This is a genomic window from Pseudomonas sp. 13B_2.1_Bac1 (assembly GCF_025466155.1).
GTDB lineage: Bacteria > Pseudomonadota > Gammaproteobacteria > Pseudomonadales > Pseudomonadaceae > Aquipseudomonas > Aquipseudomonas aylmerensis.
In genome coordinates this window covers 47,039-68,898 of sequence record NZ_JANLOH010000101.1, presented here as the reverse complement: position 1 = coordinate 68,898, position 21,860 = coordinate 47,039, and the positions used below count along the sequence as shown (strand labels likewise).

The window sequence follows — 21,860 nt, the reverse complement described above, 5'->3', positions numbered from 1 at the left end:
GCTCCCACAGTTGACCGCATTGTCTTGGATGTACTCGATCAAATGTGGGAGCTGGCTTGCCTGCGATAGCGGGTTAACTGTTGGTGCAAAGCCTGGATTGAAATCCTCATTAAGGTGCAAAAACCGCCTGTATTTATATCTAATGCACCATTTAAATTCACAAAAGCGACATTTCGCCCTGTCGCGGTGCGACATGAATTGATAAAGTCCGGGACAAATCTCCTTTAACGACAATAAATTTGCCGAGACTTTTCATGATCGAATCCGTTGAATCCTTCCTTTCGCGCCTCAAGAAACGCGACCCCGACCAGCCGGAATTCCACCAGGCGGTAGAAGAAGTCCTACGCAGCTTGTGGCCGTTTCTTGAAGCCAACCCCCATTACCTGACCTCGGGCATCCTGGAGCGCATCTGCGAGCCGGAGCGCGCGATTACCTTCCGGGTCTCGTGGGTGGATGATCATGGCAAGGTCCAGGTCAATCGCGGTTTTCGCATCCAGATGAACAGCGCCATCGGCCCCTACAAGGGCGGCCTGCGCTTCCACCCGTCGGTGAACCTGGGCGTACTCAAATTCCTCGCCTTCGAGCAGACCTTCAAGAATTCCTTGACTTCCTTGCCCATGGGCGGCGGCAAGGGCGGTTCGGACTTCGATCCCAAGGGCAAGAGCGACGCCGAAGTCATGCGCTTTTGCCAGGCCTTCATGAGCGAGTTGTACCGCCATATCGGCGCCGACGTGGACGTGCCGGCCGGTGATATTGGCGTGGGCGCCCGTGAAATCGGTTTCCTGTTTGGCCAGTACAAGCGCCTGAGCAACCAGTTCACCTCAGTGCTGACCGGCAAGGGTATGACCTACGGCGGCAGCCTGATCCGCCCGGAAGCCACCGGGTTCGGCTGTGTGTACTTCGCTGAGGAAATGCTCAAGCGCAATGGCCAGCGGGTCGAAGGCAAGCGCGTGGCCGTTTCCGGCTCCGGCAACGTGGCGCAATACGCGGCGCGCAAGTTGATGGACCTGGGCGGCAAGGTGGTTTCGCTTTCCGATTCCGAAGGCACCTTGTACGCCGAAAGCGGTTTGACCGAAGAGCAATGGTCGGCCCTGCTCGAACTGAAAAACGTACAGCGCGGCCGTATCAGCGAGCTGGCCGAGCGTTTTGGCCTGGAGTTCCGCAAAGGCAAGACCCCTTGGGAGCTGGCCTGCGATATCGCGCTGCCCTGCGCGACGCAGAACGAACTCGACGCCGAAGCGGCCCGCACCCTGCTGCGCAACGGCTGCATCTGCGTGGCCGAAGGCGCCAACATGCCGACCACGTTGGCGGCGGTGGATATCTTCATCGAGGCGGGCATTCTGTTCGCGCCGGGCAAGGCGTCCAATGCCGGCGGCGTGGCCGTCAGCGGCCTGGAAATGTCGCAGAACGCCATGCGCCTGCTGTGGACTGCCGGTGAGGTGGACAGCAAGCTGCACAACATCATGCAGTCGATCCACCATGCCTGCGTGCATTACGGCGAGGAAAACGGTCGGATCAACTATGTGAAGGGCGCGAACATCGCGGGCTTCGTCAAAGTCGCCGATGCGATGCTCGCGCAAGGCATCGTCTAGGCCTCGGGTTCGATCACCAGCACTTCGATCAACTGATCGCCGACGGGGCGCTTCCACAGCACTTCGTCGCCGACCTGGGCACCGAGTAACGCGCGGCCCAGCGGCGAGCCCCAGTTGATCAGGTTGGCGGTGGCGTCGGCCTGGTCTTCACCGACTAATTGGATGCGCTGCTGCTCGTCCTGCTCGTTGGCAAAGGTGACCCAATTGCCGATCTGCACCTTGTCGGTAGATTTGGCCGGTGGCACCACTTGGGCGCTCTGCACGCGCTGATTGAAGTAGCGCAGATCGCGCTCGAGATCGGCCTGGCGCTGCTTATCGTCTTTGGCAGACTCGAGGCTGTATTCGTGCTGCAACTGCGCGACTTTGGCCTGTAACTGCGCCAACCCTTGCGCGGTGAGGCGATTGGGTTGCTCGCTGACCTGGCGCTCCACCGGCTGATCGGCTTGGGCGGCAGCGTTATCTTCGTTTACGAAAGCTCGGCTCATGACATGCTCCTCCTATGGAGGTTGGGCCATGTTCGCCGCACGATCGTTCCCATGTCCTGCGTATCCGCCGGTAAGGTCGACGCAGACCTATTGCGAGCGATACGCCCTGGCTGCGTCTTTGTCTTTCTCCTGCTGCCACGCACGTTCGCGGTCATCCCAGTGATTGTCCTTGTAGTCGCGCAACTCTTCGTTCTCTCGCATGGCCTTGCACTGACGAAAACCATCCTCCCAGCCCTCGGCGTATTGGCGGTCTTTCAAGTAGCGCGGCACATTCTTGCGAAACTCCCCGGTGATCACCCCAGCGGCCTGGCGACCACTGCTGCAACCATCATCAAAACCGTCGGCAAACGCCGGTGGATAACCCTTGGCCAACAACTCCTGGTGAGTGGATTGGCAACCCGCCAGCCACACCACCGCACACAGCATTAGCGCATACCGCCACATGGCGTACTCCCTGGCCGTTTCACGGCTGATAGGGAGAGTCTAGAAGGGGATTTGTCGGGGAGGTGTGAAAGGGAGGTGAGAAAGACGTGGGCGAATCCAAAACGTGCCCGCGATGACGGTGTGTCAGTCAGCCTGGCGGTTGCTGATACACCGCTATCGCGGGCAAGCCCGGCTCCCACATTTTGATCATCGCCAGCTTCTGGTCAGTAGTGATACCACTTCACTTCGAGCATCACTTCATTGACCGGCGTCGACAGGTGGCTGTACTCGCGCTGGGCGCTCAGGCGCAGGCCGAGGTTGCGGGACAGTTCCCACTGCTGGTTGAGGCTGAGGCTGCGGCGCACTTCACCGTTGGTGAAGAAATCGCCCTTGGCTTCCAGGCTCAGGTTGCCCAGCGGGTTTTTCCACAGTACGCCGGTGTTGAAACCGGCTGCCGGCGAGATGGCTTCGCTGAAGTCGTTGTTGTGTTCCACGCGCACGGTGCCGAGGGCGAAGCCGAGCATGTCGTCGCTCAGTTGCCAGGTGCCGCCGGCGCCGCCGTTGACGTGGGCGACCAGGGTTTCGTCGTCGTGCTTGCCGGGGACGCGCTCCAGGCCGCCGGTGACTTGCCATGACCACGGCTGCAGCAAGGCATTGCGCGGGGTCAGCGAGCGAATCGTCGCCAGGTCCAGTTGCTGCAGTTGCCAGTGATTGCCCTCGTACTGGCGCAGTTTCATCTGCAGGATCTCGATCTGCGCGCCAAGAGGGAAGCCCTCGGCGTTGTCATTGAGGTCGTGATAGGCCATGCGCAGGCCGTATTCACCGAACGCCTTGTCGCCACGGGTACCGATACCGGCTTGCCAGGTGCGCGATTCATGGCCGTTTTCCGGCAAGCCAGGCGGGACGATTTTCAGGTCGGGCGCGGGATTCTGGTTGATCGCCCGCAGCAGTTCGAAGCTGCGCTGGGAGCGTTCGGTGTCGCGTTCCAGGCCGTTGGCGCGGTAGCGGCCGAGGCGATAGGCGGCGTCGATGATCAGGGCTTGTCGGTCACGGGGCAGGGCTTTGAAGGCGGGCTCCTGCAATTGTTTCTGGTCGTCGCTGACCTTCAATACCCATTGCTGCTCGTCGCTGTCCAGCGGTTTGGCGCGCTCCAGCAGTTCACGCTCACGGGACGGGCGATAGTCGATTTTCTCGACCAGGCCCGCGTCTTTTACCGCCTTGACCGTGTCGGTGGGGATGGCCGTGAGCGGGAATTGCTCGGTCAGGCGCAGGCCAGGGCGCGCCACTTGCAACAGTTCCAGCAGGCGATAGGAGCAGTTTTCGTCGAAGAAGAAATAGTCGAACTGGATCTGCTTGAGTTCCCACACATGTTCGACCATGCGCTCGGTCTCGACCTGGGTCAGGTTCAGACGGTATTCCCACAGGTCACGGTTCTCCAGGCTACGGTACTCGGAGAGTTTTTCCTGGTAGGGCACCAGGGCGAACAGGCCGGGGTAGCCGCCCATCAGGCCTTTCCAGGCGTAGAGGATGCTGTTGTCCGAGCCTTCGATGTAGGCGCCGAAGTTGATCGCGTAGCTGAGCAGGGCGGTGTTGTTGCTTTGCACGTCCGCCTGGTCGATGCGCAGCAGAGTGTGGCCGAACATCGACGACGGGCTGTTGAGGTACGCCGCCGGGAAGATCATGACCGCGCTGTGGGGCGCGACGTCCTTGAACCATTGCTTGAATTCTTTGCAGTCCACGGCGGGCAGGTCGGTCAGGTGCAACTGATCCTTGAGCCAGCGGGTACGTGCGGGGTAAACGCATTGGGCGTGTTTCTCACCGAGGCTGGCCGGCAGGTACAGCGCATCGACGGTGGCCTTGAGTTCCGCGTCCGGGTGGTGGGCGCCATCGGGGGCGAGGAAGAACTTCTTGTCGCTGACATAGCTGCGCCAGCCGCTGATCTTGCCGGCTTCGTAGTGGCCCAGGGACAACCAGAACGGGTCGTTGGCCAATTGCTGCAAACGTTGATCATCAAGATGCGGGGCCGCGAACAGCGGGGCGCAAGCGAAGAGTGCCAGCCAGGCAAAGCGTTTGAGCATAGGGGCAACTTAAGTCGGAAAAAGTGAGACCCAAAGGGGGGCGGGTCCAAAAATTAAAACCCGCGCCTCGAGAGGCGCGGGCGGGTCGAGCTTAAGCCTGGGTTGCGTATTTCGCCAGACGGGCATCGCTTTTCAGTACAGCCAGGGTGTTGTTGTGCACGTCGTCAGCGGTCACGTCAGCTTTGCTGAAGATCTGCTGGAAGTGCTCATGGGTAACGGCCGCGAAGTGCTCGCGATCTTCCGGTGCAACGCCCAGTACCACCGCGTAGGTGGTCAGTGCTTCGCCATTGCCTTTGGCCATGTCTTCGGACAGCTCGTTCATCATGCCATTCATGGCAATCCACGATTTGCCGCCGTAGGTCAGGGCGCTGTTGGTGCTGCAACCGTTGGTGCCCGAGGTCATGCCGAAGGTGGCGTTACCGGAGGTACCGTTGGTAGTAGAAGCCAGGAAGTGCGCTGGAGTACCGCGCTGGCCTTCAAACAACATGTTGCCCCAACCGCAGTTCGGGCCACCTGGTGCTTCAGCCATGGCATTGAGGGAGACAACGGTGAAGAGAGTACCAAGAAGGATCCGTTTCATAGCTTTGTTCTCTTTGTGTGCAAACCAATGGACAAGGGTTCAGGCACTTCGTAGCGCCCTAGGGATCGGTTATTAGTCCAACCCGCGCAGTTTGGAGTTTAGGCACGTTCCAAGGGTTCCGTGTGTTTTTATAAAACAATCAGCGTTGTCGCGTTTTTTTTGTAGGACGCATCCCGCGTCTATGCTTTCCCACAGGCGCGCCTTGCCATAGCGCGTAACCGGGAGCCAGAATGCCGTCATCTGCCCCGCCTGATGTAAGGAAGCCCGATGCCTGATCCTGTTGCTGCCAGCTTGCGTCTAGCGCCCGAAGCGCTGACTCGCCCTTTCTCCGCTGAACAGTTCAGCTTCTCGACCACCAATGATTTGGAGCCCTTTCGCGGTGTGCTTGGCCAGGAACGTGCGGTTGAAGCCTTGCAGTTCGGTGTGGCCATGCCACGCCCCGGTTACAACGTGTTTGTCATGGGCGAGCCGGGCACCGGCCGCTTTTCGTTCGTCAAACGCTACCTGAAAGCCGAAGGCAAGCGCCTGCAGACCCCGGCGGACTGGGTCTACGTGAATAATTTCGATGAGCCGCGCGAACCGCGTGCCCTGGAATTGCCAGGCGGCGCGGCGGCGGCGTTCATTGCCGATATCAATGGCCTGGTGGATAACCTGGTCGCGACCTTCCCGGCGGTGTTCGAACACCCGACTTATCAACAGCGCAAAAGCGCTATCGACCGTGCCTTCAACCAGCGCTACGACAAGGCCCTGGACGTGATCGAGCGCCTGGCCCTGGAAAAGGACGTGGCGCTGTACCGTGACAGCACCAACATCGCGTTTACCCCGATGCTCGACGGCAAGGCGCTGGACGAGGCGGAGTTTTCGCAGTTGCCGGAAGCCGATCGCGAGCGCTTCCACACGGATATTTCCGAGCTGGAGGAGCGTCTTAACGAAGAACTCGCGAGCCTGCCGCAGTGGAAGCGCGAGTCCAATAACCAGCTGCGCCAGTTCAACGAAGAAACCATCACCCTGGCGCTGCAGCCTTTGCTCGCACCGCTGTCGGAAAAGTACGCGGAAAACGCCGCGGTCTGTGGTTACCTGCAAGCCATGCAGGTGTACCTGCTCAAAACCGTGGTCGAGCAGTTGGTCGACGACGCGAAGACCGACGCCCAGGCGCGCAAACTGCTGGAAGAGCAGTACTGCCCAAGCCTGGTGGTCGGCCATCCGGTCAACGGCGGCGCGCCGGTGGTATTCGAGCCGCACCCGACCTACGACAACCTGTTCGGCCGTATCGAATACAGCACCGACCAGGGCGCGCTGTACACGACTTATCGCCAGCTGCGCCCGGGCGCCTTGCATCGGGCCAACGGCGGCTTCCTGATCCTGGAAGCCGAGAAAATGCTCGGCGAGCCGTTTGTATGGGACGCCCTCAAGCGTTCGCTGCAGTCGCGCAAGCTGAAGATGGAATCGCCGCTGGGCGAGCTGGGGCGCCTGGCCACCGTGACCCTCAACCCGCAAATGATCCCGTTGCAGGTCAAGGTGATCATCATCGGTTCGCGCCAGTTGTACTACGCGCTGCAGGACGCCGATCCGGACTTCCAGGAGATGTTCCGGGTACTGGTGGATTTCGACGAAGACATCCCGATGGTCGACGAGAGCCTGGAGCAGTTTGCCCAGTTGCTCAAGACTCGCACCTCGGAAGAGGGCATGGCGCCGCTGACCTCCGACGCGGTTGCGCGCCTGGCGACCTACAGCGCCCGACTGGCGGAACATCAGGGGCGCTTGTCGGCGCGTATCGGCGACTTGTTCCAGTTGGTCAGCGAGGCGGACTTTATCCGGCACCTGGCCGGCGACGAGATGACGGATGCCGGCCACATCGAACGCGCGCTCAAGGCCAAGGCCACGCGGACGGGACGTGTGTCGGCGCGGATTCTCGACGACATGCTCGCCGGGGTGATCCTGATCGACACCGCTGGCGCGGCGGTCGGCAAGTGCAACGGGCTGACAGTCCTGGAAGTGGGGGATTCGGCATTCGGTGTGCCGGCGCGGATTTCCGCCACGGTGTATCCGGGCGGCAGCGGCATTGTCGACATCGAGCGTGAAGTCAACCTCGGGCAGCCGATCCACTCCAAGGGCGTGATGATCCTCACCGGTTACCTGGGCAGCCGTTATGCCCAGGAATTCCCGCTGGCGATCTCCGCGAGTATCGCGCTGGAGCAGTCCTACGGTTACGTGGACGGTGACAGCGCGTCGCTGGGCGAGGCCTGCACCTTGATCTCGGCGTTGTCGAAGACGCCGCTCAAGCAGTGCTTTGCGATCACCGGCTCGATCAACCAGTTCGGTGAAGTGCAGGCGGTGGGTGGGGTCAACGAGAAGATCGAAGGCTTCTTCCGCCTGTGCGAAGCCCGCGGTTTGACCGGCGAACAGGGCGCGATCATTCCCCAGGCCAACGTCGCCACGCTGATGCTCGACGAGAAGGTGTTGCAGGCCGTGCGCGATGGACAATTCCACATCTATGCGGTGCGCCAGGCGGATGAAGCGCTGAGCCTGCTGGTGGGCGAGGACGCCGGTGAGCCGGACGCAGAAGGCCAGTTCCCGGAAGGTACGGTCAATGCGCGCGTGGTCGAGCGGTTGCGTGCGATTGCCGAGATGATCAGTGAAGACGACTTGAAAGAAGCGGAGAAGGAGCTGGCGCAACAGGCCTTGGCCGAAGCCAAACCGACCTGATTGTCCTGTTGAAGCGCGATTAATGTGGGGGCTGGCTTGCCTGCGATGACGGTGTGCCTGGCGAAGAAAATGCCAGCAATGCCGCCGCCTTCGCAGCCTCGCCGGGGCTCGACATCTCCCACACTTGGGCTTCGTCGCGCCGGATATTGCGATCACCCAGAGATTGAAATAAGGACGGCTTTGCCAACCCCCTGTAGGAGCTGTCGAGCTTTAGCGAGGCTGCGAAAGCGGTGTGCCTGGCGAAGAAAGTGCCAGCAATGCCGCCGCCTTCGCAGCCTCGCTGGGGCTCGACAGCTCCTACACTTGGGCTGCGTCGCGTCGGATATTGCGATCACACAGGGGATTGAAATAAGGCCGACACCGCCAACCCCCTGTAGGAGCTGTCGAGCTGTAGCGAGGCTGCGAAAGCGGTGTCTCAGGCGCAGAAAATGCCAGCCATGCCGCCGCCTTCGCAGCCTCGCCGGGGCTCGACAGCTCCTACACTTGGGCTGCGTCGCGCCGGATGTTGCGATCACCCAGTGGATTGAAATCAGGCCGACGCCGCAATCCTCTGTGGGAGTTGTCGAGCTTTAGCGAGGCTGCGAAAGCGGTGTCCCAGGCGCAGAAAATACCAGCAATACCGCCGCCTTCGCAGCCTCGCTGAACTCGATACTTGCTTCCGCACCGGAACAACGGCGGCTTGGGACACCGATAAAATCGCCACATTTTTGACTCGTCTATAGGGGCCCAACGCCCGTTGGTCCCTACAACCTTGGTTTGCACTGGTTTTATTCTATTCTCTGATCAAGGGATATCCACAGGAGTCGCTGGATAGAAACAGCCTCGCCATCGGCTGAGGTTGAACACCGATCTACCGAGGGTCGCCGCCATGCCGCGCAACCTTTGCCTTACCCGCCAATGCCTGGGCCTGGTCACCCGTATCGAATGCTCCATTCGCCCTCTCGCGGGGGATAACGGGATGTGGACCCTGCTGTTTGCTGCCGGAATGACTGGCGAGCAGCCTTCCACCATCAAGTCCCAGGGCCCGTTTCATGGGCCCTTCGTCGCCGAAACCATTCTGCAATCGATTGTCGAAAGCCTGACCCTGCACGGCTATGAACTGGCGGATGACCCGCAGATCTGGTGCCTGCACCTGCAGGCCCATCTGCGGCAACTCAACGGTGGGCACGAGCGCCTGGCGCTTTAGCCGGATTACTTGCTCTCGGGCTTGTCCAACTTGACCTCAAAGCCGTACTGCACGGTGTTCAGGTCGGTGCGCTGGTAGCTTTCCAGCGTAGCGGGCTGGCCGTAGAAGTAATGCACATCAAACATCGCCGTGCCGTATTCCTCGGCGCGGTGGCTCACGCCGAGAATTTCCTTGAGATAGTTGCCGCTCGCGTCCTTGGCGTAGAAGCGCCAGCTGTCGGCGGGGAATTCCTTCTGGTCGACAATCAGCGCGTTGTCCTTGAGCGACAGCCCCTTGGGCAGCCTGGCGACGTCAATCTCAGCCTTTTGGATGGTGGCCAAAAACAGCGGAATCGAGCCCACGACGTACGCCGGGTTTTCCGGGAACAGGTTGAGGTCGTAGGTGAGGGTGCCGCGCGCCGGGTTCAGTTCAAACGCTTCGGTGGGCAACTCGATCGGCTCGCCGCGTTCACCTTTGTCGTCAGCGGTGAAGAAGGTTACCGGTGATTCGCTGCTGTTGCGCTCGCTGCCGACCAGGTCGTCATTGAACGTAAACGGATGGTCGAACACGATATGTGCGGCGCTGGCGTCTTCGACGGACTGGCTGATGGTGACGCTGTTTTTCAGTTGATCCTCAGTCATGGTCGCGTCCTTGAGCCAGCTGGCGGCACCGTCGTCATACACGGTGACCGGCATGGGCAAGGCTTGGACGGTCTTTTCCAGGCTGTTCTTGTCGAAGCGCTGAACCGGCAGGTCGAGGTCCTTGCGAGTGAGCGTGGCCGTGGAGAAATCCAGCACGTTGATCTGCAGGTTGTCGATCAGGCCATTGAAATACACCTTGGCGTAATGGCTGGTCTGCTTGTGTTCGAAGGCTTTCTGCTCATCGGTCAGCTGTTTTTCAAACGCATCCGACCAGGCCTTCTGCTTTTGCATCTCGGCCAGTTGCTTCTCGTAGAACTCGACTTGCGCGGCGCTTTCGTTGATTGAGCCGGAGCGTGTGAGGAATTGCCCGGTGCTGTCGCGTGCCTGCACCAGCAGGGGGTTGGGCGACTCGTCGCCGACTTCCGGCGCCAGCGGTTGGCTGTTGGTCAGCTCGATCTCGGCGTAGTTTTTTTCCAGAAGCACCAGGTTGACCGTGATATTGCCTTCGGTGCGCTTGTGGCCCACGTCCTTTTTCGACAGGTCGAACGTCAGCACTTTGCCCGGCGCGACCACTTCCACCGTACCTTTGAGGCGGACCGGCTGCGGCTGGCTTTTGTTTTCTGTCTCGATGCCATCGATGAACGGGTAGGTCACCGTCAGGTCATCCGGGTTGGTCAGGTTGGAGCTGCTGGGGCTCAGCTGGATGCCCGGATCGGTTTCCGACCATTCGGGCTGAAACGGCACGACCTTGTTGTTGCTCAAGGTGACCGACTGCCACTCCAGGCCATGGGGAAAGGGGAATTGCTCGGGGGTGTTGAAGTTGAACGGGAAGACCGGCTGCAGATCCGTCAGGTAGTCGGAATGAGAAGCCTTGCGCAGCACGAACAGGCCATTGATGTAGGTGTCCACCAGCGCCTGTGGCGTGGGGTAATGCTTGAGCAGGGCCAGGCTGTCTTCGCCATATTCGGCTTCGATGGGCTTGGTCGCAAGTTTGACCCGCGCTCGTTCCAGCAACAGCAGCGAGCCGCCGAGGTCGGCGATGGCGTCGCGCAGTTTGGGGTCCTGGATGCTGTCGAGGGAGTGTTCGAATTTTGCGGTTTTCTCTTCGAGGGTGGTCTGCTTCTGCTCATCGCTGGGAGAGCAGCCGCTGGCCAGCAGCAATGCCGCGCACAGGCCGAGACTGGCCAAAGGGGATCGCACATCCATCATCTGCATTCTTCCTGTCCGACGTCATGGAGCCGAGTTGATGGGCTCGACACTAGCAGAAAAATTCTCTTACAGATGCCGCACAGGTCAGTTTTCTCGCGGTTACAGGTGTTTGGTAGCGGCTGGTATACTCGCCGCCATTTTTAGCCAAGCTGTGTGAGATCCAATGGAACGCTTTATCGAAAATGCTATGTACGCCTCGCGCTGGCTGCTGGCGCCGATCTATTTCGGCTTGTCCCTCGGGTTGCTGGCGCTGGCGCTGAAATTTTTCCAGGAAGTGATTCACTTGCTGCCGAGCGTGTTCTCGATGGCCGAGTCCGAGCTGATCCTGGTGCTGCTGTCGTTGATCGACATGGCCCTGGTCGGTGGCTTGCTGGTGATGGTGATGATTTCCGGCTACGAGAACTTCGTCTCGCAGCTGGACATCGACGACAACAAGGAAAAGCTCAACTGGCTGGGCACCATGGACTCTTCGTCGCTGAAGATGAAAGTCGCGGCGTCCATCGTGGCGATTTCCTCGATCCACCTGCTGCGCATCTTCATGGACGCCAAGAACGTCGATCCGCAACACCTGATGTGGTACGTGATCATCCACATGACCTTCGTGGTCTCGGCGTTTGCCATGGGTTACCTGGACAAGGTCACCAAGCACTGATGCCCCGCGCCGGCCTTACTGCTCGATGAAGTAGTAAGGCTGGCGGTTGATCGCCATCTCCTTGATGACCGTGACCTTGGTGGTCAAATCGTTGGTGTGGTCCAGCAGCGCAACGTTGCCGGGCCTGGCGGTCAAAAAGCGCTGCAGCTCGGCTTCGGTCTGCAGGATCGGCAGGTAGGCCTGGGTGTAGAACACGCTGGCGCCGGCAATCCGCTCATTGGGCTGAAACAACACCACCTCCTTGCCTTCGGCTTGCAGTGCCTGGATCTGACTGATCAACGGCACGAACGACTGGCGCACGTCGGCTTTGGGCGCGAACCAGAAGGCGGCTATCAGGTAGCAGGCGACCGCCAGGGTGAACACGCCGCCCACCAGCCTGGTGTGGTGTTTATACAACCCCGGTTTGTGGGTCTTGAGCCATTCCAGCAGCACCCGTGCATATTCTGCCGCCAATACGGCGGCGGCTGGCGTGAGCGCCATCAAGTACACCGTGCGTTTGCTCGATGCGAAGGTCAGCAGGGTGAACTGCGCCACCAGCCACACGCTGAAGAACAGGCGGTAACGGTTGCGCACCAGGCTTTTACGGAAATGCCACAGCCCCAGGTACACCAGGATGTTCCAGGGCAGGAACGCCTCGGGCAGCTTCGCGATGTAGTAGTAGATCGGCTCGTAGTGCCCCGCCTCGACAAACGAGCCGCTGAAGCGCCCAACGCTGTTGGTCCACAACACTTCTCCCACCGCCTGCATGCCGCCGCGCTGGAATAGGAATCCCAGCCAGATCATCAACGGTATCAGCGCCAGCAAAGTGAAGAAGGCCGGCTTGAGCCAGTCGCCTATGCGCAGGCGTTTGTCCATCAGGCTGGTGCTGGCCAGGTACACGAAGATCACGACACCCGGCATCGCCAGGCCCAGCACGCCTTTGCTCAAGGTGGCGATGACCATCCCTACGGTAAACAGGGCCCAGGGCCAGGCGTTGCCGCCTTGACGCTCGGATTCGGGCCGCATCGCCTGATAGAACGCCAGCAGCGCGGTGGTGACGCCCAGGGTCAGTAACGAGTCCTCACCCACGCCGCGCACATTGCCCCAGTAACTGGCCATGGTCGCGAGGATCAAGGCGGCACTGAATGCCAGCGTCTTCGGCCGCCCGAACGTGCGCAGCATGCCGTAGAGCAGCATCACGCTGAACAACCCGGCAAAGGCCGAGGCCAGGCGCACCGCCCAGGTGGTCCCGCCAAACAGGCGAATCGCGCCGGCGTCGATCCACAGGCTCAGCGGCGGTTTTTCCAGGAAGGGCTCGCGAAACAACTGCGGCACCACCCAGTTGTTGTCCAGGTGCATGGCCATGGCTATCCCGGCCACACGAGCTTCGGTGGAGCCTTGCAACTCATGGTTGCCCAAGGCAAAGAAGAACAACAGACCAGCAAGCAGCAACAGCAAAGGAGCGGGACGCGTCATGGGTTCTGGCTACCAAGGCAGGAGGACCGTCCGGGGGAACGGTCATTGCAATTGGCTAGTATCCGTCGGTGTTTCTGAATATTTCGTGAACGAGTGTCGGATTTTTTTAAAGTGCACCCAGACCCTCACGGGGCCTTCAAACTGGGGACTGCGGCCTTGCCTTGCGCCGAGAGCACCGGCTCCAGTTGCTCCCAGGTAAAGCTCAGCTCGTTGTCACAGCCGTCGCCTTGCGCGGGTGTCGAGAGTTGCAGGCCCTGGGTGTTGAAGCTCAAATCGAACGTGGAATAGCTGGTCACCGCCGGGCACCCTTCGTCGGTGGTGGTCTGTTTGGCCAGCCACGCGCTGAAGTGGGCGGGCAGTTTGACTTGGCCCGAGTAGGGGTTGTCCCATTGCTCGCGGCCTCCCAGCCACGTCCATGGGTCGACTTTTTCACCGGTTTGCAGGTTCCAGCTATGCAGGCCCCAACTGATGCCACCACGCCCGTAGCCCGCCGACCAGCGATAGAAACGCACAGTGATCCAGTGCGCTGACCAGTACGACGGCTCCACCGTGATCTCGCTGGTCGTGGTGCCGCCACTCTGGTCCAGTGAGTTGCGCCGCTCCCGGTAGAAGTCGGTCTGGCCCTCTGGATTGATGGCCATGCGCGCGAGGTCGCGGTTGATCTTATCGATCGCTTCCCCGTCGCCTTCAAGTTTCAGGATGACCTGCCCACCTTGGGTTTTCACTTGATAGGCATGCTCGGCGAAGGTCTTCTTCTCGACCTTTACCGCAGGCGGCGCGGCTTCGAGAGGAAGGTTGTAGGTGTCGCTCGCGCACCCGTCGGCGTCCGCGCGTTTCAACACCAACGCCAGGCTTTTACCACCCAGTGCTTTGCTCCAGGTGCCGGTCAGCGAATCGTCTTGCGGGTCGTCCAACTGCCAGAAGCCGGTTTGCCCTTCTTCCACCCACGGCTCACTGGCATTGGCCTGAGTCAGCTGAATGGGCGTGAGAATACGTTGGTAGTAGTAACTGCCATTGGCGCCGTGGGCACCGTTGAAACAGACGGTGATCGCGGATTTTCCCAAGGTGCCCGTCCAGACGCCGGCGAGGTCGGCGGCGGTTGCAAGCACTGGGGCGCAGGCGAGGGTGAGAACAGCAAGGGGCTTCAGCACGGGTATCGGACTTCCGGTTGTCTGATAGAGGCGGTCAGGGTAATGGGAAGTGCGGGCGGATTCCAGACGGACAGCCAAAGGCCGAGTCGCTGAACGCGTCTCGGCGTTTTTGTTACTGGAATGTTTGTGTGTCTTGGGTGAGGACCAGCACGCGCTCGACCAACAACTCGCCCAGCACGATCAGTTGCTGGGTGGCCAGCAGCTTGTGACGGTGGGCGCCGTCGAGTTCGAAGGCCAGATCGGTGGTCATGGCGTTGAGTGACGCGAGGGTTTCGCTGGCTTGGATCAGCAGGGTTTCGGAGGTGATATCCGGAGCGATTGTGAAGAGGGTTGCGGAGGGGGGATTGGGGGTGATCTTTTTCATGATGAAGCTCCCACACTGTTTAAGGAGCTACCGCCCTCTGCTGTCAAACAGGAATGGGAGGCAGCTGTACGCGGGTTGACAGACCGGAAGTGTAGGAACCCGGCGCACCCGAAGATGCCCCACGCACAGCCGCCATGAACGAGGCGGAATGCGTCAAGCATGCCGTCTTATCAAGGGGGGTGAAAGGTTACACTTTTCGGCCTGTCAAAGCCGGTCGCTGATGAGCAGCGACTCGAGGAAATTAACGTTGTGGCGCGGGTTGCGCCAGTTCATCAATGGCGCGATTGCTTGAAGGAAAATTCCGAAGGTCCGTCCTATCGGGCTTTCCAAACCCTAGAAACAACAAAACCCGCACTGGTCGGGTTTTGTTGATGCTTCGAATTGGTGGGCCGGGGTAATCTGAATTGAGTTGGTAGGTTATTGGTTTTTTAAAAACGAATAACGATTTTCGCTTTTGGCTGGAATACCGATTGGAATACCTGACGTCGCGTGAGCACTTAATTTTCAATCTGTCCAACAAGCTTTGTGGAATTGTGGCCAACGAAACGATCTGTGGATAGCTCTCAGCGCTAGCAAAGGCATCTCCAAGTGGACTGGGCTCAGCGACTTCAGACCCTAAAGTGAAAGCTCCGGATGGGCCCCTCGGGTGTTAGAATTCCGTTTTTGCCCGTACTCCAAGGAGTTATTGCGTGAACACGGAAAATCATTCCCAGACGGCCGCGTTTCTTTGGTCCATTGCCGATCTGCTGCGCGGTGACTTTAAACAATCGCAATACGGCCGCATCATCCTGCCATTCACCCTGTTACGGCGCATGGAGTGCGTACTTTCCCCGACCAAGGATGAGGTAATCAAGCAGACATTCGCCCAAGAAGGTCGCCCGGATACCGTGCGCGAAATGATTTTGCTGCGCGCTGCCGGGCAGCAGTTCTTCAATGCCTCGCCGCTGACCCTTGGCACACTGTCCGATACACAGACTGCCGCCGACTTAATGAGCTACGTGCAGGCGTTCAGCAAAGACGCACGAGAGATCTTCGAGCATTTCCACTTCGAAGACTTCGTACAGCAGTTGGAAACCGCCAACCTGCTGTACCAGATGGTGCAGCGTTTCGCGGCAACCGATCTGAGCCCCGAGTTCATCAGCAACTTCGGCATGGGCATCATCTTCGAAGAGCTGATCCGCAAGTTTGCGGAAAGCTCCAACGAAACCGCCGGGGAGCACTTCACCCCGCGCGATATAGTCCACCTCACCACCTCGCTGGTGATCACCGATCAGGACCACAAGCTCGCGCCCAACAGCATCGTCACCATCTATGACCCAACCGCTGGTACCGGCGGCTTTCTGTCTGAGGGTGATGAGTACATCCAGTCAATCAGCGAGAAGGTCAGTGTGTCGCTGCACGGCCAGGAGCTCAACCCCGAGTCTTACGCCATCTGTAAGGCGGACATGCTGATCAAGGGCCAGGACGTGGCAAGCATCAAGCTCGGCAATACCCTGTCCAACGACCAACTGGCCGACAAATCCTTCGACTTCATGCTCAGCAACCCGCCGTTCGGCGTGGAGTGGAAGAAGGTACAAAAGCAGATCACCGATGAGCACAGCCACAAGGGCTTCGACGGCCGCTTCGGCCCGGGCCTGCCGCGTGTATCTGACGGTTCGCTGCTTTTCCTCCTGCACCTAGTTAGCAAGATGCGTGACCCGCGTGAAGGTGGCTCGCGCATCGGCATCATTCTCAACGGCTCGCCGCTGTTCACTGGCGGCGCAGGTTCGGGTGAATCGGAGATTCGCCGCTACCTGCTGCAAAACGACTTGGTCGAAGCCATCGTCGCGCTGCCGACGGACATGTTCTACAACACCGGCATTGCTACCTATGTATGGATCCTCAGCAACAAGAAAACGGCAGCGCGCCAAGGGAAAGTGCAGTTGATCGACGGCACCCAGTACTACGCCAAAATGCGCAAGTCGCTGGGCAGTAAGCGCCAGTACATCACCGAGGATCAAATCAGTGAGCTGGTGCGCCTGTATGGCAGCTTCGAGCAAACCTCGCTGAGCAAAATTTTTCCCATTGATGCTTTCGGCTACCGCCGTATCACCGTCGAACGTCCACTGCGTCTGAACTTCCAGACCAGCGCCGAGCGCATCGCTAAAGTGCTGGAAGAAAAGGCTCTGCAGAAGCTCGATAGTGCCGCCCAGCAGCAGTTGCTGGCCGCCCTGCAAGCGGTAGACGCTAGCGTGTTGCACCGCAACCGTGAGCAATTCAGCAAGCTGCTGAAAAAAGCCCTCACCGCTCACAGCGTCAGCCTCAGCACCCCGGAGCTAAAAGCCCTGATGAGCGCCCTGAGCGAGCGCGACCCAGGGGCGGATATCTGCACCAGCAAAGGCCAGCCGGAAGCCGACGCCGGCCTGCGTGATAACGAGAACGTACCGCTGGGCGAATCGGTCTACGACTACTTCCGGCGCGAAGTCATCCCCCATGTGCCGGATGCTTGGATCGATGAAAGCAAGACCGATGCTCTTGACGGCGAGGTCGGCATTGTCGGCTTCGAGATTCCTTTCAACCGCCACTTCTATGTCTTCCAGCCGCCACGCCTGCTGACCGAGATCGACCGCGAGCTGAAAGCCTGCACCGACCGTATCAAGCAGATGATCGAGGGGCTGTCGGCATGACAAATTTGTCGGGAGCAAATTCGAACAATGGCGCAACCGTTGGCCCGCAGGTCGAGGGCATGGATAGCCCGAGTACGTTTCTGTCACATCCGAGATGCAATGACTCTTCAAGGGAGAAGCGCTCGTGAGTGCAAAAGTTAAATGGCCTTGTAAATTTCCGGATCGCTGGACAGTTCTACCTTCAAAACGCCTTTTCCCCGAATCCAAAGATCGTGCGCCTGAAAGTGACGAACAGCTGTCGGCCACACAGGAATATGGCGTGATTTCCCAAGCCGAGTTCATGCGTTTGGCCGGTAGGCGAGTGGTTCAGTTGAATCAAAATTTAGAGTTGAGAAAGCGTGTCGAGATAGGAGACTTCGTAATAAGCATGCGAAGTTTTCAGGGAGGGTTGGAGCGCGCTTGGGCTGGAGGGGGAATTCGTTCATCCTACGTGGTGTTGAGGCCAAGAGCAGATCTCGTGCCGGGCTACTATCAACGTTTGTTTAAGTCGGTAGATTACATTCAGGCATTGCAATCAACGGCAAACTTTATTCGAGATGGACAGGATATGAACTATCAGAACTTTGTTCTGATAGATCTGCCTTTCCCTCCAGTATCGGAGCAGTTCTGCATTGCCGCTTTCCTTGACCACGAAACCGCCCGCATCGACGCGCTGATCGAAGAGCAGCAGCGTCTGATCGAACTGCTCAAGGAAAAACGCCAGGCCGTGATCTCCCACGCCGTCACCAAGGGCCTCGACCCCACGGTGCCGATGAAAGACTCCGGCGTGGAGTGGCTAGGCGAGGTGCCAGCGCATTGGGTTGTTTGTGCCACTCGGCGTGCAATCCGATTTATTGAGCAAGGTTGGAGTCCTGAATGTGAGTCATACCCTGCCGAAGAAGATGGCTGGGGCGTACTGAAAGCAGGCTGCGTCAACAGAGGCTTTTTCGATGCCTCCGAGAACAAGACTCTGCCTTCTACGCTGACGCCAATTCCCGAGTACGAGGTTCGTGCTGGTGACATATTGATGTCACGAGCAAGTGGATCACCTGAACTGGTGGGTTCGACTGCATTGTTGGGGCAGGTGCGTGAGCGGTTGATGCTCTCTGACAAAATCTTCCGTATTCATTTGGAAGAAAAGGTCAGTAGCCAATTTTTTGTTTGGGTAATGAACGCGCAATTTATGCGATCTCAAATAGAACAGGCGCTGAGTGGCGGTAATGGCTTGGCCAATAATTTGCCACAGTCTTCCTTGCTCGCCTTCTGGCTAGCTATACCCCCTGAACACGAACAAGGCGCTATTGCCGGACTGATCAATGAGCAAACTGGACGAATTGACGAACTGATTGTCGAGGGCGACGTAGCAGTCGAACTTCTCCAAGAACGCCGCTCCGCCCTAATCTCCGCCGCCGTGACCGGCAAAATCGACGTGCGCGGCTGGCAGCCACCGGCCAGCGCGCGAACTCCCGAACTAGTAGAAGAGGCCGTGTAATGGCGGACAGCAAGGAAGCTCAGTTTCAACAAGACATCATCGACGCCCTGGCTGCCCAAGGCTGGCTGGTCGGCACCGCCAGCGGCTACGACCGGCGCACGGCGCTGTATACCGAGGACGTGCTCGGTTACTTCAAAGAGGCTTGGCCGGAGCGTTGGGACAAGTTCGCCAAGGCCAACCCGAAGAACCCGGATGATGTGCTGGTGCAAAAGCTGGTGCGCGAGCTTGAACAAAGCGGCACCCTGGATGTGCTGCGCCATGGCTTCAAGCTGCCGGCGGTAAAGGTGGAGCTGTGCAGCTTCCAGCCCGACCACGGCATGAACCCGGACACCCTCAAGCGCCATCAGTGCAACCGTTTGCGCGTGGTGCCGGAGGTGTCCTATTCGCCCTATGCGCGTGAGGCTGTAGGCAGCGGCCAGAGCTACAACCCACGGTTGGATCTGGTGCTGTTCGTCAACGGTATCCCCACCGCCACGCTGGAGTTGAAAAGCGAGTTCAAACAGTCGGTGGAAAACGCCAAGCGACAATACCGCAATGACCGCCCGATTAAAGACCCACTAACGCGCAAACCCGAGCCGCTGCTGACTTTCAAACGCGGCGCGCTGGTGCACTTTGCCGTGGGTCAGAATGAAGTGGCGATGACCACCAAACTCGCGGGTAAAGACACTTTCTTCCTTCCGTTCAACCTTGGCAGCGCGGAAGGTGGCGCGGGCAACCCGATGCCTGAGGACGACAGCCAGTACGCCACCAGCTACCTGTGGCAACGGCTTTTGCAGCCGGATGCGTGGCTCAAAGTGCTGGGGCGCTTCCTGCACTTGGACAAGAAAACCAGTGAAGGCTTCGACGGCACGCTGGTGACCAAGGAGGCGATGATCTTCCCGCGTTACCATCAATGGGAAGTGGTCAATAGGCTGATCACTACCACCCGCGCCGAAGGGCCGGGTAAGCGATATTTGATTCAGCACAGCGCAGGCTCGGGCAAGTCCAACTCCATCGCCTGGACCGCGCATCAACTGGCCTCGCTGTACGACGATACCGGCCAGCGCCTTTTCAATTCGGTGATCGTGGTCACCGACCGCACGGTGCTGGACAGCCAACTGCAAAACACCATCTACCAGTTCGAACACGCTCAGGGCGTGGTCAAACCGATCAGCCGGGATGTCGGCAACCAAAGCAAGTCCGAGCAACTGGCCGACGCGTTGTCTGAACAGACGCGCATCATCGTCGTCACCATCCAGACCTTCCCGGCGCTGTTCGATGCGCTGGACAAGTACCCCAAGCTGGCCAGCGGGCGTTATGCCGTGATCGCCGACGAGGCGCATTCCTCGCAAACCGGCTCTTCGGCCAATAAGCTGAAACAGATTCTAGGCAGCGATGCTCTGGAGGCGGAAGAAGTCAGCGCTGAAGAGCTACTGGATGCTGCCGTACAAGCTCGCCAACCCAATGAGCGCATCAGCTACTACGCCTTTACCGCGACCCCAAAAGCTAAAACCCTGGAGCTGTTCGGTCGTCCGGCCGACCCCACGCTGCCAGCGAGCACCAGCAACAAGCCTGAGCCGTTTCACCTGTACTCCATGCGCCAGGCCATCGAGGAGGGTTTTATCCTCGACGTGCTGCGCAACTACACCACTTACAGTACCGCCTGGAAGATCGCCCACCCGGATGGCGAAGACGACGAGGTGGACAGCAAAAAAGCGCGCATCAAGCTGGCACGCTGGGTGCGTTTACACCCGTACAACATAAGCCAGAAGGTCGAGGTAATCGTTGAGCATTTCCGCGCCAATATTCGCGGTCTGCTCAATGGTCAAGCCAAGGCCATGGTAGTGACCAGCAGTCGTCAAGAAGCTGTTCGTTATCAGTTGGCATTAAAAGCTTATGTGCAGCAGATGGGTTACAGCGATGTGCATCCGCTGGTGGCGTTCTCCGGCAGCGTATTACCGGACGAGGAAATCCCCGAAGAGGTGACGGAAAACAGCAGCCTGCTCAACGCGGGCCTAAATGGCCGCGATCTGGCGGATGCTTTCGACACCCAAGACTTCAACGTGATGATAGCCGCCAACAAATATCAGACCGGCTTCGATCAGCCCAAGCTGTGCGCCATGTACGTGGACAAGAAGCTACAAGGCGTGGACTGCGTACAGACCTTGTCGCGGTTGAACCGCACCTTTGGTGATAACAAGCAAACCTTCATCCTCGACTTCTTCAACGAGCCGCAGGATATTCTCGATGCCTTCTTACCGTACTACACCAAGGCCGAACTGACCGACGTGACAGACCCGCAGATCATCTATGACCTGCAGAAGAAACTTGATGCCGAGGGCATCTATCACTGGCAAGAGGTCGAAGCGTTTGCCTTGGCCTTCTTCGATCCTAAGGCTCAAGCCAGCAAACTCAGTTATTACTGCGCGCCGGCCAAAGAACGCTTTGCCAAGCGTTATGCTTTCTCGCTGCTGTCACGCCAGCAAGCGCTGGATTACAAACGCAATGCCGAGGCCAATGGGGATAGCGCCGGCTTGAAAAAAGCCGAACACGCATTGAAAGAAGCTGGCGAGCAAGTCGATCAGCTCGACCTGTTCCGCAAGAATTTGCAAAGTTTTATGCGCCTGTATGAGTTTCTGTCGCAGATCGTGCCTTACGAGGATCACGAACTCGAGCAACTGTGCGTGTACGCCAAGCATCTGCACCCGCTGCTGCGCGTAGACCGTCTGCTAGAAGACGACGTGGATGTGGGCGAGCTGCAACTGAGCCACTACCGCCTGAGCAAGCGCGCCGAACACGTGCTCCGTCTGAACGAGGAGACGGGCATATACACCGTCAAACCCGGCGGTGACGTGGGGAGCGGTAAGCCACATGATCCGGAGAAGAAGCGGCTATCCGAAATTATTGAGGCGCTGAACGATATCTTTGGTGCCGAAGTGAGTGACGACGACCAACTGCAGTTTCTCACCGGCATCGCCCAGCGCATCAGCCGTCAGGAAGATGTAATGGCCCAGGTGAACAACCATTCGGTTGATCAAGTGATGCACGGCCTGTTTCCCAAGCGCGTCCTCGACACAGTGCTGGACGCGATGACCGACCACGAGAAACTGTCGCTGGAAGTATTGGATAACGAGACGAAGAGTCGGGCGTTTGCGCTGGTGATTTTGAAGATGCTCAAGACTGCGGCTTCCTTCGATGCCCCCCGCGTCGGCGGCGCCTAAAACCGGCGGTAAGATTAAGGAG

At 59.0% G+C, this 21,860-nt stretch carries 15 protein-coding genes; 7 read left to right on the top strand and 8 right to left on the bottom strand.

The window, feature by feature from the left end:
• Positions 1-254: 254 nt before the first annotated feature.
• Entirely contained in the window at positions 255-1,592 is a 1,338-nt protein-coding gene (gdhA, locus tag NTD80_RS24900; protein ID WP_262135334.1) for an NADP-specific glutamate dehydrogenase, read from the top strand.
• On the opposite strand, the gene NTD80_RS24895 is transcribed toward gdhA, so the two are convergent.
• The 4 genes from NTD80_RS24895 to NTD80_RS24880 all read right to left on the bottom strand — a co-directional run bounded on the left by NTD80_RS24895 (position 1,589) and on the right by NTD80_RS24880 (position 5,158).
• Positions 1,589-2,077, bottom strand: a complete 489-nt coding sequence (locus NTD80_RS24895; protein ID WP_065910209.1) for a GreA/GreB family elongation factor — start codon at positions 2,075-2,077, stop codon at positions 1,589-1,591. The genes gdhA and NTD80_RS24895 overlap by 4 nt on opposite strands.
• Before the next feature lie 87 nt (positions 2,078-2,164).
• Positions 2,165-2,521 carry a hypothetical protein gene (locus NTD80_RS24890; protein WP_120450011.1) on the bottom strand — a complete coding sequence of 119 codons (357 nt, stop codon included), beginning with the start codon at positions 2,519-2,521 and terminating at the stop codon, positions 2,165-2,167.
• A gap of 203 nt (positions 2,522-2,724) precedes the next feature.
• The gene (locus NTD80_RS24885; RefSeq protein ID WP_262135333.1) at positions 2,725-4,578 is read right to left on the bottom strand and encodes a DUF4105 domain-containing protein; all 1,854 of its coding nucleotides are present in this window, start codon (positions 4,576-4,578) and stop codon (positions 2,725-2,727) included.
• A gap of 91 nt (positions 4,579-4,669) precedes the next feature.
• Positions 4,670-5,158 carry a DUF3015 domain-containing protein gene (locus tag NTD80_RS24880; RefSeq protein ID WP_016973832.1) on the bottom strand — a complete coding sequence of 163 codons (489 nt, stop codon included), beginning with the start codon at positions 5,156-5,158 and terminating at the stop codon, positions 4,670-4,672.
• Positions 5,159-5,425: 267 nt separating this feature from the next.
• Between NTD80_RS24880 and NTD80_RS24875 the strand changes: the two genes are divergently transcribed.
• Both NTD80_RS24875 and NTD80_RS24870 read left to right on the top strand, forming a co-directional pair.
• On the top strand, positions 5,426-7,864 hold the full coding sequence (locus tag NTD80_RS24875; protein WP_065910214.1) for a Lon protease family protein: 2,439 nt from the start codon (positions 5,426-5,428) through the stop codon (positions 7,862-7,864).
• 868 nt (positions 7,865-8,732) lie between these two features.
• Positions 8,733-9,050, top strand: coding sequence for a hypothetical protein (locus NTD80_RS24870; RefSeq protein ID WP_262135332.1), 318 nt, complete (start codon positions 8,733-8,735; stop codon positions 9,048-9,050).
• A gap of 5 nt (positions 9,051-9,055) precedes the next feature.
• On the opposite strand, the gene NTD80_RS24865 is transcribed toward NTD80_RS24870, so the two are convergent.
• Positions 9,056-10,879, bottom strand: coding sequence for a hypothetical protein (locus NTD80_RS24865; protein WP_262135331.1), 1,824 nt, complete (start codon positions 10,877-10,879; stop codon positions 9,056-9,058).
• A gap of 163 nt (positions 10,880-11,042) precedes the next feature.
• Here NTD80_RS24865 and NTD80_RS24860 point away from each other — a divergent pair, with 163 nt between their 5' ends.
• Positions 11,043-11,531 carry a TIGR00645 family protein gene (locus tag NTD80_RS24860; RefSeq protein WP_010206662.1) on the top strand — a complete coding sequence of 163 codons (489 nt, stop codon included), beginning with the start codon at positions 11,043-11,045 and terminating at the stop codon, positions 11,529-11,531.
• 15 nt (positions 11,532-11,546) lie between these two features.
• Here the strand turns inward: NTD80_RS24860 and NTD80_RS24855 are convergent, their stop codons facing one another.
• The 3 genes from NTD80_RS24855 to NTD80_RS24845 form a co-directional block, all read right to left on the bottom strand.
• Positions 11,547-12,986 (bottom strand): ArnT family glycosyltransferase, encoded by a 1,440-nt coding sequence (locus NTD80_RS24855; RefSeq protein ID WP_262135330.1) that lies wholly within the window; start codon positions 12,984-12,986, stop codon positions 11,547-11,549.
• A 125-nt stretch (positions 12,987-13,111) separates the two neighbouring features.
• Complete coding sequence (locus NTD80_RS24850; protein WP_262135329.1) at positions 13,112-14,137, bottom strand: hypothetical protein; 1,026 nt, start codon at positions 14,135-14,137, stop codon at positions 13,112-13,114.
• Positions 14,138-14,249: 112 nt separating this feature from the next.
• On the bottom strand, positions 14,250-14,501 hold the full coding sequence (locus tag NTD80_RS24845) for a DUF6124 family protein (RefSeq protein WP_262135328.1): 252 nt from the start codon (positions 14,499-14,501) through the stop codon (positions 14,250-14,252).
• Positions 14,502-15,190: 689 nt separating this feature from the next.
• On the opposite strand from NTD80_RS24845, the gene NTD80_RS24840 reads away from it, so the two are divergent.
• The 3 genes from NTD80_RS24840 to NTD80_RS24830 all read left to right on the top strand — a co-directional run bounded on the left by NTD80_RS24840 (position 15,191) and on the right by NTD80_RS24830 (position 21,838).
• Positions 15,191-17,167, top strand: coding sequence for a class I SAM-dependent DNA methyltransferase (locus tag NTD80_RS24840; protein WP_262135327.1), 1,977 nt, complete (start codon positions 15,191-15,193; stop codon positions 17,165-17,167).
• A gap of 124 nt (positions 17,168-17,291) precedes the next feature.
• On the top strand, positions 17,292-18,638 hold the full coding sequence (locus tag NTD80_RS24835) for a restriction endonuclease subunit S (RefSeq protein WP_262135326.1): 1,347 nt from the start codon (positions 17,292-17,294) through the stop codon (positions 18,636-18,638).
• Positions 18,638-21,838 carry a type I restriction endonuclease subunit R gene (locus tag NTD80_RS24830; RefSeq protein WP_262135325.1) on the top strand — a complete coding sequence of 1,067 codons (3,201 nt, stop codon included), beginning with the start codon at positions 18,638-18,640 and terminating at the stop codon, positions 21,836-21,838. The genes NTD80_RS24835 and NTD80_RS24830 overlap by 1 nt, the downstream gene beginning before the upstream one ends.
• The last annotated feature ends 22 nt before the right edge of the window (positions 21,839-21,860 follow it).